The 11,936-nt window shown below is 74.4% G+C and carries 11 protein-coding genes; 1 reads left to right on the top strand and 10 read right to left on the bottom strand.

Annotated elements, in window-relative coordinates; genetic code table 11:
• The first annotated feature begins 165 nt into the window (after positions 1-165).
• Entirely contained in the window at positions 166-723 is a 558-nt protein-coding gene (locus tag LPA41_RS25090) for a TetR/AcrR family transcriptional regulator (protein WP_229073228.1), read from the top strand.
• A gap of 5 nt (positions 724-728) precedes the next feature.
• Here the strand turns inward: LPA41_RS25090 and LPA41_RS25085 are convergent, their stop codons facing one another.
• Genes LPA41_RS25085 through LPA41_RS25040 form a run of 10 tightly spaced genes read right to left on the bottom strand, consistent with a single transcriptional unit; the run spans position 729 to position 11,839 of the window.
• On the bottom strand, positions 729-1,724 hold the full coding sequence (locus LPA41_RS25085) for a DNA topoisomerase IB (protein ID WP_229073227.1): 996 nt from the start codon (positions 1,722-1,724) through the stop codon (positions 729-731).
• Positions 1,705-2,634: a glycosyltransferase family 9 protein gene (locus tag LPA41_RS25080; RefSeq protein WP_229073226.1), complete on the bottom strand. Its 930-nt coding sequence runs from the start codon at positions 2,632-2,634 to the stop codon at positions 1,705-1,707. Before LPA41_RS25080 ends, LPA41_RS25085 begins: the two co-directional genes overlap by 20 nt.
• A complete protein-coding gene (locus LPA41_RS25075) occupies positions 2,631-3,311 on the bottom strand; it encodes an SDR family oxidoreductase (protein WP_229073225.1) in 681 nt (226 codons plus the stop codon). The genes LPA41_RS25080 and LPA41_RS25075 overlap by 4 nt, the downstream gene beginning before the upstream one ends.
• Positions 3,311-4,717 (bottom strand): PfkB family carbohydrate kinase, encoded by a 1,407-nt coding sequence (locus LPA41_RS25070; RefSeq protein ID WP_229073224.1) that lies wholly within the window; start codon positions 4,715-4,717, stop codon positions 3,311-3,313. Before LPA41_RS25070 ends, LPA41_RS25075 begins: the two co-directional genes overlap by 1 nt.
• Complete coding sequence (locus LPA41_RS25065) at positions 4,714-5,319, bottom strand: SIS domain-containing protein (protein ID WP_229073223.1); 606 nt, start codon at positions 5,317-5,319, stop codon at positions 4,714-4,716. The genes LPA41_RS25070 and LPA41_RS25065 overlap by 4 nt, the downstream gene beginning before the upstream one ends.
• Complete coding sequence (locus tag LPA41_RS25060) at positions 5,316-6,563, bottom strand: glycosyltransferase (protein WP_229073222.1); 1,248 nt, start codon at positions 6,561-6,563, stop codon at positions 5,316-5,318. The genes LPA41_RS25065 and LPA41_RS25060 overlap by 4 nt, the downstream gene beginning before the upstream one ends.
• The gene (locus LPA41_RS25055; RefSeq protein WP_229073221.1) at positions 6,548-7,477 is read right to left on the bottom strand and encodes a glycosyltransferase; all 930 of its coding nucleotides are present in this window, start codon (positions 7,475-7,477) and stop codon (positions 6,548-6,550) included. The genes LPA41_RS25060 and LPA41_RS25055 overlap by 16 nt, the downstream gene beginning before the upstream one ends.
• Positions 7,474-9,081, bottom strand: a complete 1,608-nt coding sequence (locus LPA41_RS25050) for an HAD-IIIA family hydrolase (RefSeq protein ID WP_229073220.1) — start codon at positions 9,079-9,081, stop codon at positions 7,474-7,476. Before LPA41_RS25050 ends, LPA41_RS25055 begins: the two co-directional genes overlap by 4 nt.
• Positions 9,078-10,208 (bottom strand): glycosyltransferase family 2 protein, encoded by a 1,131-nt coding sequence (locus LPA41_RS25045; protein WP_229073219.1) that lies wholly within the window; start codon positions 10,206-10,208, stop codon positions 9,078-9,080. Before LPA41_RS25045 ends, LPA41_RS25050 begins: the two co-directional genes overlap by 4 nt.
• On the bottom strand, positions 10,208-11,839 hold the full coding sequence (locus LPA41_RS25040; protein WP_229073218.1) for a carbamoyltransferase C-terminal domain-containing protein: 1,632 nt from the start codon (positions 11,837-11,839) through the stop codon (positions 10,208-10,210). The genes LPA41_RS25045 and LPA41_RS25040 overlap by 1 nt, the downstream gene beginning before the upstream one ends.
• Positions 11,840-11,936: the final 97 nt, after the last annotated feature.

Here is an 11,936-nt window from a genome sequence, read left to right as displayed (position 1 = left end):
CCGTGCGCCGGGATAGCGTGACACGGTCGACTGTGGCCGCGGACGGCGACGGTACGCACACCGATGGGCATCCCCTTGCCACCGGTGTGTGTACCGTCCGGGCCATTTGTCCTGTCGGCCGGGCCATTTGTCCTGTTAGACTGATCGGTCCGTTAATCTGATCAGATGGCACGTTCGCCCGCCCCCGGCACCCGCGACACGATCCTGACCGCCGCGGCCGGGCTCTTCTACGAGCAGGGCGTCCGGGCCGTCGGCATGGCCCAGGTCGTCGACGTGGCCGGTTGCGGCAAGAACCTGCTCTACCGGCACTTCGCGAGCAAGGCGGAACTGGCCGCGGCCTACCTCGAACTGGTACGCCAGGAGCGCGCCCGCTCGGCCGGCGAGGCCCTGCGCTGGGCCGGCAACCCGGCCGACCGGCTGATCGCCCTGGTCACCGAGATCGCCGACTTCGTGCGGCGGCCCGGATATCGAGGCTGCGCCTTCCGCAACTACCTGACCGAGTTCCCCGGTGACGACGACGAGCCGGCCCGCGTCGCCAAAGGCTACCTGGCCGAAACCCGCGCCGAGGTGGAACGCCTGGTGGGCCAGCTCGGCCGCCCCGACCCGGCGCTGCTGACCGACCGCATCTGGCTGATCGTCAACGGCCTGCACGCCGGCACCCCGGAACAGGCCCAGACCGCCGTCGACTGGGTGCGCGAACTGATCTCCCCACCACGGGAGTAGGCCGCTCAGTTGTCGGTGAGCAGGTCGTGGACCTCCTCCTCGGTCTTCTCGCGGGGCTCGCCCGGCTCGACGTCGACGACGCGGCCCTTCTCGTAGTTCTCGATGACGCGCGGGTCGACGTACGAGTTGCGGGCCACCGTCGGGGTGTTGCCGAGCATGTCGGCGACCTCGCGCATCGCCTGGGCGACGGCCTGCCGGCGTTTCGTGGCGGTGGGCTGGGGGCCGGCGGCGGCGAGTTCGGCGGCGGCTTTCACGGTGCCGTGCCAGGTGCGGAAGTCCTTGGCCGTCATCTGCTCGCCGCTGATCTCCTTGAGGTAGTCGTTGACGTTGTCGGCGCGGATCTCCTGCCAGCGGCGGCGGCTGCGGTCCCAGTACGCGAAGAGCCGGTCCTCGCCCCGGCGGCGGCGTTTCAGGTCGCGCAGCACCGCGCAGACCTCGCCGTCGCCGACCGTGGTGGCGTGTTCCACGCCGGACTTGCCGGTGAACTCGAGCATGACGCAGCCGCCGCGGGTGCGCACGTGGTCGGGGCGCAGCGTGGACAGCCCGTAGGACGGGTCGTCCTCGCGGACCGCGTACTGGTCGCTGCCGACCCGGAACATGCCCATGTCGAGCAGCCGGACGATGGCGGCGAGGACCCGTTCGCGGGTGAGGCCGCGCCCGGCGGTGAGGTCGGCGCAGAGCCGGTCGCGGACGTCGGGCAGGCGTTCGGCGACGTCGAGGGCGTGGTCGAACTTGGCCCGGTCCTGCTGTTCGCGCCACTGCGGGTGGTAGAGGTACTGCTTGCGCCCGGCGGCGTCGATCCCGGTGGCCTGGATGTGGCCCTGCGGGTCCGGCGTGATCCAGACGCCGGTCCAGGCGGGCGGGATGACCAGGCTTTTGATCCGGTCGACGTCGTCGGTGGACCGCAGCGGTTCGCCGTCCGGGTCGAGGTAGCTGAAGCCTTTGCCGGAGCGGCGCCGGCCGAATCCCGGTCGGGTCAGGTCACTGCGCCGCAGCCGCATCTTCCACCTCCCGGGCGGCGGTCAGCACCTCGTCCTCGGTGACGGCGAGCAGCGCCGGGTGCACCGGTCCGGGCAGGTCGCCGCGCTCGCTGCGGGTGCCGTGCCAGAGGGCGCGGTGGTAGGGCCGGTCGGCGGGCGGACCCCAGCGGGCCGGGGAGACCGGGCCGAACAGGGTGACCGACGGCGTGCGGTACCCGGTGGCGAGGTGCGCGATCCCGGTGTCCCCGCTGATCACGAGCCGGGCTCCGGCGACCAGGGCGAGCAGTTCGCCGAGGTCGGTGCGGGGCACGGCACCCTCGCCGAGTCCGGCGGCGTCGCTGATGCGTACGCACAGGTCTCGTTCCGCCGCGGAACCGGTGATCAGCACGCGGTGTCCCGCCGAGCGCAACCTCCGGGCCACGGACGCGTAGCGGTCCGCGGGCCACCGGCGCGCGGTGGATTTCGCCCCCGGATGGATGATGGTCACGCCCTGCGGCGCCGTCGCGGCCGGTTCGGCCAGATCAAGATCATCGGGAGCGCAGGGTACGCCGTAATACCCCACCAGCCGGCACCAGCGCCGCACCTCGTGCTCGTCGTCGAGCCAGCCCGGCCCGTCCTGGTGGCCGGCCGCCCGGTTCGCGAACGCCCACAGCTTGCCGGGGTGCAACGCCTGCAGCAGCCGGTGCGACTCGGGGCCGGAGCCGTGCAGGTTGACCGCGATCTGCGGGGTGCCGATCGCCGGGTCCAGGGCTTCCAGCTCGCGCGCCGCAACGATCCGGTCCACGCCCCCGATCGCGTCGATCAGGGGCGTGAGCCAGGCGGGCGCGGCCAGGCTCAAGGTCTCGCCGGGGAAGGCGGCGCGGAGCCCGCGCAGTGCGGGCGCCGCCACCGCCAGATCTCCCACGCCGAGTGCGCGCAGGACGAGGATCACGGGTACGAGCTCTCCTGCTCCGCCGCCACGACGAGCTCCCGCACCGCGCAGCCGGCCGGCTGGTTGAGTGCGAACAGGACGGCCGCCGCGACGTTGGCCGGGTCGTTGAGGATCGCGTCCGGGCCGGGCTTGTAGCGGTCGTCGCGCTCGTCGAAGAACTTCGTCCGCATGCCGCCCGGGATGAGCAGCGTGACGTTGACCTGACCGGCGAGTTCGGCGGCGAGCGCCCGGGTGAAGCCGACCACGCCGAACTTCGCGGCACAGTACGCGGTCGCGTCGCTGACCGCCTTGATCCCGAGCGTGGACGAGATCGTCACGACGCCGCCGTGCGACTGCTTCAGCTCGGGCAGCGCCGCCCGGATCACCGCGGCCGTGGCGAGCAGGTCGATCGCCACGATGCGGTCCCAGGTCTCGCCCGGGATGTCGGCGAGGGCGCCGGGCACGTCCATACCGGCGGCGGTGACCACGCCGTCGAGGCTGCCGCCGGCGCGCTCGATCAGTTCCCGGGTGGCCCGTTCGGCGGCCCGGGTGTCGGCCAGGTCGCACTGGATCCACTCGACGTCCGCCTGCGGCGACTGCCGGTCGATCACGAGCGGCCGGCCGCCCTCCTTGAGCACGGCGTCGACGACGGCGGCGCCGAGGCCGCTCGAACCTCCGGTGACGATAACTGCGTCCATCACTGTCTCCCTGTTTTCGCGGCTTCGATGGTCTTGGTGGTGGACCGGCCGTCGAGGTACGGCACGATCACGGTCTGGCCGCCCCAGCGCTTCATCAGTTCGGCCTCCGGCATCTCCGGGCCGCCGTCGGCGTAGTCGCCGCCCTTGACCCAGACGTCCGGCCGGAGCCAGGCGAGGACCGGTTCCGGGGTGGGCTCGTCGAAGACGACGACGGCGTCCACGCAGTCCAGCGCGGCCAGCAGCCGGGCCCGGTCGGTCTCGGCGTTGAGCGGCCGTTCCGGGCCTTTGAGCCGGCGCACCGAGTCGTCGCTGTTCAGGCAGACGATCAGGCAGTCGCCGAGACTGCGGGCGGCCCGCAGGGTGGCCAGGTGCCCGGTGTGCAGCAGGTCGAAACAGCCGCCGGTGGCGACCACGGTGCCGCCGGCCGCGCGGACCCGGGCGGCCAGGTCACCGGCCGCCTCGGCGCCGATGAGTTCCGGTCCTGGCGACTCCGGCCGGGGCTCGGCGGCGTCGCCGCCGGTTCCGCCGCCGAGGACCGCCCGCGGCCCGGCCGCCACGTACGCGCTGGCCGCCTCCACCGCCTGCTGCACGGCTTCGGAGACCAGCGCGCCGTTCGCCAGCGCGATCGCCGCGGCGGCCGCGAAGCTGTCCCCCGCACCGCACGTGTCACCGGTGCTGGCCCGCGGCGTCGGCACCACCAGCGGCGTCGGGCCGGAGTGGCAGAGCACCGCGCCCTGCGCGCCCCGGGTCACCACGACCGCGCCGGCCCGCCAGCGCTGCCGCAGCGCCTGACCGGCACGTTGCGCGGCGGCGAGCGCGGACCCGTTGCCGGCGTCGCCGGAGAGCCGCTTCGCCTCGCCCTCGTTCGGCGTCACCAGGCGCACGTTGGGCACCGGCGCCGGGCCGTTGGGGTGCGGGTCCCACACCACCGGCGCCTTCGTGCGCTCCAGCGCGGTCCGCAGCGCCGGGTGCCGGGCCACCCCCCGGCCGTAGTCGCTGACCAGGATCGCGGTGGCGTCGCGGAGCACGTCCAGGGCGGCCTGCGGCGCCTCGCCGGGCGGTTGCGGCTCGCCGCCGCGGTCAAGCCGGAGCAGCACCTGGCCGGCGGCGCGCAACCGGATCTTCTCCGGGGTGGCGCCGGGCAGCGGCAGCGGGTAGACGTCGATGCCGGCCGCGGTGAGCAGCCGGGTCAGGCGGGCGCCGGGTTCGTCCGCCGCGAGGGCGGTGACCAGGCTGACCTCGTACCCCGCGGCGGCTGCCAGCAGGGCGGCGAGGCCGGCGCCGCCGGGTCGTTCGGCGACGTGCTCCTCCTCCAGGACGGGCGCCGGGGCGTCCGGCGCGACCCGGCGCACGCTGCCGTCGACGTCGCGGTCGAGCAGGGTGTCGCCGACGATCACCAGCCTCATACCGTGACCATCTCCTTGCGGCCGGCGCCGGCCCGGGCGAAAGGGACGAGGTGCCGGTCGATGTACTCGCACATCACGTGCACCGACACCAGGTGCAGCTCCTGGACCACCTGGCTGTCCGGCGACGGGCAGCAGAGCGCCTCGTCGCAGATCTCGGCGAGCGGGTTCGGCGCCTGGCCGACAAGCGCCCAGGTGTGCACGCCGATCTCCTTGGCCGCCTCGACCGCCCGCACCAGGTTGGGGCTGCGGCCGCTGGTGGAGAGGACCAGCAGGACGTCGCCGGCGCGGCCGTGCGCCCGCACCTGCCGGGCGAAGATCTCCTCGAAGCCGTAGTCGTTGCCGATCGCGGTCACCGCCGACGAGTCCGGGGTGAGCGCGATCGCGGAGAGCGGCATCCGCTCGTCGCGCAACCGGCCGACCAGTTCGGCGGCGAGGTGCTGGGCCTCGGCGGCGCTGCCGCCGTTGCCGGCGACCAGCAGGCGGCCGCCACGGCCCAGGTGGTGGGCGAGCCGGGCGCCCCATTCCTCGAGCAGGCCGGCCTTCTCCCGGAACGGCTCGAGCGCCGCCCGCAGGCCGGCCAGGTGATCTTCCAGGGGGTTCACGCGAGTACCTCCACGTCAGTGGCGTTCTGGTCGGCGGTGGTCTGGTCGGCGGGGTGCCGGCGCACGACGGTCCGGTAGGCGGCGGCCATCCGCTCCGCGATGCGCGGCCAGGCGTAGGAGGCGGCGGCCCGGTCCTCGGCGGCGGCCGCGTACGCGAAGCGGCGCACCTCCTCGTTGACCAGCCGGCGCAGCGCCGCGGCGAGGGCCCGGGGGTCACGGGGCGGCACCAGGTCGCCGGTCACGCCGTCGACCACGGTGTCGGTGAGCCCGCCGACCGCGGTGGCGACGACCGGCACGCCACAGGCCATCGCCTCGAGCGGGGTGAGGCCGAACGGCTCGTACCAGGGGGTGGCGGCGACCAGGTCGGCCGAGCGGTACCAGCGGGGCATCTCGTGGGCCGGGACGGCGCCGGCCAGGCGTACCCGGTCGGCGACCCGGCACTTCTCGGCCAGGGCGCGCAGGCGGCGCGCGTACCGGTCCTCGGCGAGCTCACCGGCGGGCGGCCCGCCGACCACGACCAGCTCGGCGCCGGGCACCGCGGCCAGGGCACGGATGGTGTCCTCGATGCCCTTGCGCTCGACCAGGCGGGCGACGGTCAGGATCCGGGCCAGGCCGGGGGTACGCGGCACGGCCGGCCCCCGCGAGCTGAACCGTTCCGTGTTCACCCCGGACGGCACCAGTTCCATGGCCGAGCGTGGCACGCCGAGCCGGAGCAGTTCGTCCACCTCGTCCCGGCACTGCACGATCACCCGGTCGACGGATCGGCCCAGGTGCCGTTCGTAGGAGACCCGCCCGCGCGGGCTGGTGTCCGCGTCGCCCTGGTGGCGCCGCTTCACCGAGCCGAGCGCGTGGAACGTCTGCACGACCGGCACGTCGCAGGCCCGCCCGGCGTCCAGGGCGGCCAGCCCGCTCATCCAGAAGTGGGCGTGCGCCACGTCCGGCCGCCATTCGTCGCGCCAGTCCGCCGCCATCCAGTCCGCGAACGCACCCATGAACGGCAGCAGTTCGTCCTTCGGCAGCACCGTGGCCGGGCCGGCCGGCACGTGCACGACGTCGACCCGTTCGCCCATCGGCACCACGGTGGGCAGGTCGGTGCTGTCCCGGCGGGTGTAGACGCGGACCTCGTGGCCCTGACCCGCGAGGGCGGCGGCGAGCTCGGCGACGTGCGAGTTCTGTCCACCGGCGTCGACCCCGCCCAGCGCGGCGAGCGGGCTCGCGTGTTCCGAGATCATCGCGATGCGCATGTCTCCTCCTCCAGCAGTCGGTCCCAGTCCGCGAGGAACCGGTCGAGGCCGTACTTCGCCAGCGCCACCTGGCGGGCCCGCTCCCCCAGCCGGGCCGCGGCGTCCGGTTCGTCGATCAGCCACCGCGCGGCCTCGACGAGGGTGTCGGCCTTGGTGGCGAGCACTCCGGCGTCCGGCGGCACCGCCGCCACCGCCTCGGTGGTGGCGAGCGCGATCACCGGCATGCCCATCTGCATCGCCTCGATCAGGCTCAGCCCGAGCGAGGTCCAGCGGCACAGGTGCAGGTAGGCGCGGCGGCGGGCGACCTCGGTGTGCATCTCGTGCTGCGGCGGGTCGTCGAAGCCGGTCATCCCGGGGCGCTCGGAGAGCTCCGCCACGCCCATCCCGAAGATGTCCAGCGGCGCGATCCCGGCGAACCTCGGGAACAGGTCGGTGCCGGTCACCCGGCCCCGGCGCACCGGCTCGTTGGTGACGATCGCCAGGCGCTCCAGCTCACCGGTCCAGCGGGCCTTCGGTTCGACGATGCCGTGGTCGATGACCGTGGTCCGGGTCTCACCGGTGTCCCAGAACAGGTCGTTGAAGTCGGTGACGTGCGCGATGATGAGGTCGTCGCGGTCGGCGAGCGGGTGCCGGGTGTTCGGCACGTCGCCCTTCGGCGTGTTGTGCTCGACGTAGATCACCGGCACGTGCGGCGGGATCAGGTCCAGTTCCTCGGGGCGCTGGGCGATCGCGACGTCCACGTCCCGGATCTCCTCCAGGGGCAGTTCCTCGACCGTGTCCGGCCAGTCGAAGGTGCGGGCGCGACCCCGGCCCCAGGCGTCCCGGGCCGGGTTCACCGGCACCAGGTAACGGTGTTTGCCCTGGACGAACGACGTCGTCCAGGAGCCGTGCACGTGCCACAGCAGAATGTTCACGCAGCCACCTCTTGGTCAGTGGTTCGGACGGTCACGCCCAGCCGGCGGAGCGCGTCGATGACGTCGCCCGGCTCGATCTCGGACAGGCACGGGTGGCCTGCCACCGGGCAGCGGGTCGCACGGGTGTCCCGGCAGGCCGCGGCGGCGTCGCCGAGCCGGACCGCCGGGACGCGGTAGGGTCCCCATTTGCCGTAGGGGACGGTCGGGGCGAAGAGGCTGATCACCGGGGTGCCGACGGCCGCGGCCAGGTGCGCCGGCCCGGTGTTGCCGACGATCACGCAGGCGGCCCCGGCGATCAGCTCGGCGAGCCCGGCCATCGAGGTCGGACCGTGGTCGATGCCGGCGTCCCCGGCCACGAACCGGGCCAGCTCCCGCTCCCCCGGCCCGCCGGTCACGATCACCCGGTGGCCCCGCCCGGCCAGGGCGGCGACGATCCGGCGCACATTCTCCGGCGGGCAGGCACGCGCCTCCACACTCGCCCCGGGGTGCACGACCAGGTGATCGGAGCCGGCGCGCGGCTTCGGAACGGTGACGCGCAGGCCGCCGTCGTCCCCGGCGGGCAGCGCGAACCCCGCGGCTGCCGCGACGCTGCGGGCACGTTCCGGTTCGGGCAGATCCTCGGGTACGCGATGACGGACGTCCAGCAGCGACCCCGGGTAGTCCTCGCTGATCGCGGTGATCCGGCCGACCCCGGCCATCCGCAGCAGCAGGGCCAGCGGCAGCGCCGACTGGTGGAAGGAGGTGAAGACCACCGCCTCCGCCGCGCCGGTGGCCCGCAGCCGCTCGGTCAGTTCGTGCATGCCGGCGGCGTCGACCGGCCCGGGTTCCGGGTCGATCCAGGGCAGCCGGCATTCGATGATCTCGTCGACGCCGGGCAGCAGTTCGGCGGCGGCCCGGCCGCGTGGCCCGCAGAGCAGCACCACCCGGTCGGCGCCGGCGGCCAGGGCCCGGATCGCCGGGCCGGTGACCAGCACGTCGCCGGCCGAGTCGGACCGGACCGCGAGGACCGTCCGGGGCCGGTCGCCGCGCGCCGCCGGGGTCATCAGCCGCTGCCGGCGCAGGATCTGGTCGGCCGCACCGGCCAGGTCGGTCGCGGTGTACGGCGCCGCGGCCACCTCCGGGTGCAGGGTGATCTCGGTGGGCACCAGGATCCCGGTGGCGCCGGCGGCGAGGGCGGCGCCCATGTCGCGGCCGATGTCGCCGACCACGACGCAGCGGGCCGCGGTGGTGCCGAGGGCGGCCGCGGCGGCGTCGACCAGGCCCGGCGCGGGTTTGCGGCAGGCACAACCGGCGGTGTCGTCGTGCGGGCAGATCTGCCAGGTGTCGAACGGCCCGAGCAGTTCCTCGACCCGGCGGTTCACGGCGGCCAGCTGGTCGGCGGTGAAGCGGCCGCGGGCCAGCCCGGACTGGTTGGTGACCACGCCGAGCCGCAGCCCGGCGGCGCGCAGGCGGTCGAGCGCGTCCTTCGCGCCCGGCATCGGCCGCACCAGGTCCGGATCGCCGTTGTAGGGCACGTCCACCACGAGGGTGCCGTCCCGGTCGAACAGGACCGCGTCGAAGAGGCCCCCGGCGGCGGGGGCCTCACCGGTCAGTGGTTCACTCACCGGCGCGCACCCACCTGCTGCCGCCCGGTCGCCGCGGCAGGACCCGGCCGAGCACCCGCCGCAGGCTCAGCGCCCAGCTCAGACCCGGCACTCCGCACAGGGTCAACGTCCCGCACCGGCTCGGCGGCCCGCTCGGGCTCGGTGACGCACTCGGGTTCGGTGGCCCGCACGGGTTCGGCGCCGCGCCAGCGCCACCAGCCGCGCAGCCAGTGCGCGGTCGCCACCGGCGGGATCGCGGCGCTGGTCAGCAGCATGGTGGTGACCTCGCGGCGGTCGCGCGGCCCGGGTGCGATGCGGGCCGCGGCGAACTCGGCGGTCCCGGCCAGCCAGGCCGCGCCGGCCAGGGCGGCGACCGCCGTGCCCGCACGCCGGCCGGTGACCAGGCGCGCGGTGGTAGCGGTCAGCGCCACCGCGGCGGCGGCGGTCACCGCGACGTGCCGGTGCCGGCGGCCCGGCGGAACCTCCAGCACGGCGCGCCAGCGCGGGCCGTAGAGGTGGCGCAGCAGCGCGTCGTCGGCGTTGCCGCGCTGGGTGCGCACGCTGACCCAGCGGCTCTCCGGCCGGACCGGGTGGGTCACCCGGCGGTTGCCGCGGCGCAGCTCCCAGCCGGCCTGCCGCACCCGGTGGGCGAGCTCCGCGTCCTCCCGGAACGCGCGCGGCAGACGCTCGTCGAAGCCGCCGGTCCGGTCCAGCGCGGCCCGCCGGTACGCCATGTCGGCGGTGATCCACTCCCCGTCGGCGAGCCCGGCGGTGACCCGCTCCCAGTCGGTCGGGCGGCGGTCCGCCGGCAGCGGCACTCGCAGGGTGCCCTGCACGCCGCCGACCTCGGGGCCGGCGTCGCGCAGATCAGCGGCGACGCGCTCCGGCCAATCCCAGTCGGGTACCACGTCGTCGTCCAAGAAAACCACCCATTCGGTGCTCGCGGCACGCCACCCGGTGTTGCGGGCGGCCGCCGGGCCGGCCGCGCGGCCGGGCAGCACGCGCACGTGCGCCGGCAGGCCGAGCGGGGTGCCCGGGTCCTGCCGGTCGTCGACGACGAGCAGGTCGGCGCGCTCGCCGAGCACGTCGACCAGCTCGTACAGGCTGGGCCGGCCCAGGGTGGGCACGACGACGGTGAAGCCGGCCATCAGCGCGCCTCGAAGGTCTGTGCGCGGTGCACCGCGAACGGGCCGATCGCGAGCAGGTCCACCGGGGCCGAGCCGAACAGCTCGAGCGCCTCGCGCGGGGTGTCGACCATCGGGCGGCCGGCGGTGTTCAGCGAGGTGTTGACCACCACGGGCAGGCCGGTCTGGCGTTCGAACTCGGCGAGCATCTCGGCGACGAGCGGCTCGGTGTCGGTGTGCACGGTCTGCACGCGGGCGGTCCCGTCGACGTGGGTGACGGCTGGGATCCGGTCCTTCCAGTCCGGCTTCACCCGGTGCACGAAGAGCATGTACGGGCTCGGGAAGACACCGTCGAAGATGTCGCCGAAGCGTTCCGCCCGGACCATCGGGGCGATCGGCCGGAACTGCTCCCGGCCCTTCACGTCGTTCATCCGGGTTTGGGTGTGCTGGTCGCCGGGGTGGGCGAGCAGGGAGCGGTGGCCGAGGGCGCGCGGGCCGTACTCGCTGCGCCCCTGGTACCAGGCGACGATCCCGTTGCGGGCGAGCACGGTGGCGGCCTCGTGCGCGATCGACGCGGGCCGGGTGTACGGCACCGCCGCCCGCTTCAGCTCCGCCTCCAGCTCGTCGTCGCTCCAGCCGCGGCCGAGCGCGGCGGTGGTGAACGGCACGTGCTCGCCGCCGAGGGACAGCGCCGCGCCGAGGGCGGTGCCGGCGTCACCGGCGGCCGGCTGGATCCAGACCCGGTCGAACGGGCCCTCGGCCGCGATCCGGGCGTTCGCCACGCAGTTCAGCGCGGTGCCGCCGGCCATGGTCAGGGTCTTCAGCCCGCCGGACGCCTCATAGGTCCACCGGGCCAGGTCGAGCAGCACCTCTTCCAGCCGCACCTGCACGCTGGAGGCCAGGTCGGCGTGCGCGTCGGTCATCTCGCCGTCAGCGGTGCGGGCCTTCGCGAGGGCGTCCCAGTCGATCCGCTCGACCGTGAAGCCGCCGTCCTCGTTGGCGTGCACCAGCTCCCGGAGCAGCCCGAGGAACTTCGGCTGCCCGTAGGAGGCCAGCGCCATCACCTTGTACTCGTCGCTGGAGTGCAGGAACCCCAGGTGCCGGGTGAGGTCCTCGTAGAGCAGGCCGAGCGAATGCGGCAGCTCCTGGCTGCGGAGCACCTCCAGCTGCCCGTTGCGGTAGGCGCCGGCCAGGTGGCTGGCGGACTCGCCGCGGCCGTCCAGGACCAGCACCGCGTTGTCCTCCGGCACGCTCAGTCCGGCGGAGGCGGCGTGGGCCACGTGGTGCGGCACGAACCGGACCTGTTCCGGGTCGAGGCCGGGCAGCGCGGTGGCCAGGAACTGTGGTGCCCGGCGGGCGTAGTCGACGCGCATGTGGTCCCACGGGTCGCCGAGGCCGAGCGCCTGCGCGTCGCCGCAGAGCGAGGGGTCGAAGGAGTACGCGACCGCGTCGAGGTCGCCGGGCTTCAGGCCGGCGGCCTCCAGGCACCAGGCGGCGGAGAGCTCGGGCAGCTCCCACGCCGAGAAGGGCACGGGGCGCTTGCCGTGCTTGCGGCGGCTGAACCGCTCCTCCTCCGCGGCGGCCACCACGCGTCCGTCGATGACCAGCGCAGCGGAAGGATCGTGGAAGATCGCGTTGATGCCAAGAACTCGCATGGCGCGGCGGATACCCCGAATTTTTTCGTTGAACCACATGATCATCGACTTCTACCGGAAAGGTCAGACTTTCGAGAAAATCCAGCACGACCTGCAC

Source organism: Actinoplanes sp. DH11, from assembly GCF_020873875.1.
GTDB lineage: Bacteria > Actinomycetota > Actinomycetes > Mycobacteriales > Micromonosporaceae > Actinoplanes.
The sequence above is the reverse complement of the archived record's forward strand: the minus strand, read 5'-3'. Positions and strand labels throughout refer to the sequence as shown.

Excerpts from the sequence above, each read along its gene's own strand:
- LPA41_RS25085 (WP_229073227.1), bottom strand. The coding sequence starts at position 1,724 with ATGCGGCTGCGGCGCAGTGACCTGACCCGACCGGGATTCGGCCGGCGC.
- LPA41_RS25040 (WP_229073218.1), bottom strand. The coding sequence starts at position 11,839 with ATGCGAGTTCTTGGCATCAACGCGATCTTCCACGATCCTTCCGCTGCG.
- LPA41_RS25075 (WP_229073225.1), bottom strand. The coding sequence starts at position 3,311 with ATGGACGCAGTTATCGTCACCGGAGGTTCGAGCGGCCTCGGCGCCGCC.
- LPA41_RS25070 (WP_229073224.1), bottom strand. The coding sequence starts at position 4,717 with ATGAGGCTGGTGATCGTCGGCGACACCCTGCTCGACCGCGACGTCGAC.
- LPA41_RS25045 (WP_229073219.1), bottom strand. The coding sequence starts at position 10,208 with ATGGCCGGCTTCACCGTCGTCGTGCCCACCCTGGGCCGGCCCAGCCTG.
- LPA41_RS25090 (WP_229073228.1), top strand. The coding sequence starts at position 166 with ATGGCACGTTCGCCCGCCCCCGGCACCCGCGACACGATCCTGACCGCC.
- LPA41_RS25060 (WP_229073222.1), bottom strand. The coding sequence starts at position 6,563 with ATGCGCATCGCGATGATCTCGGAACACGCGAGCCCGCTCGCCGCGCTG.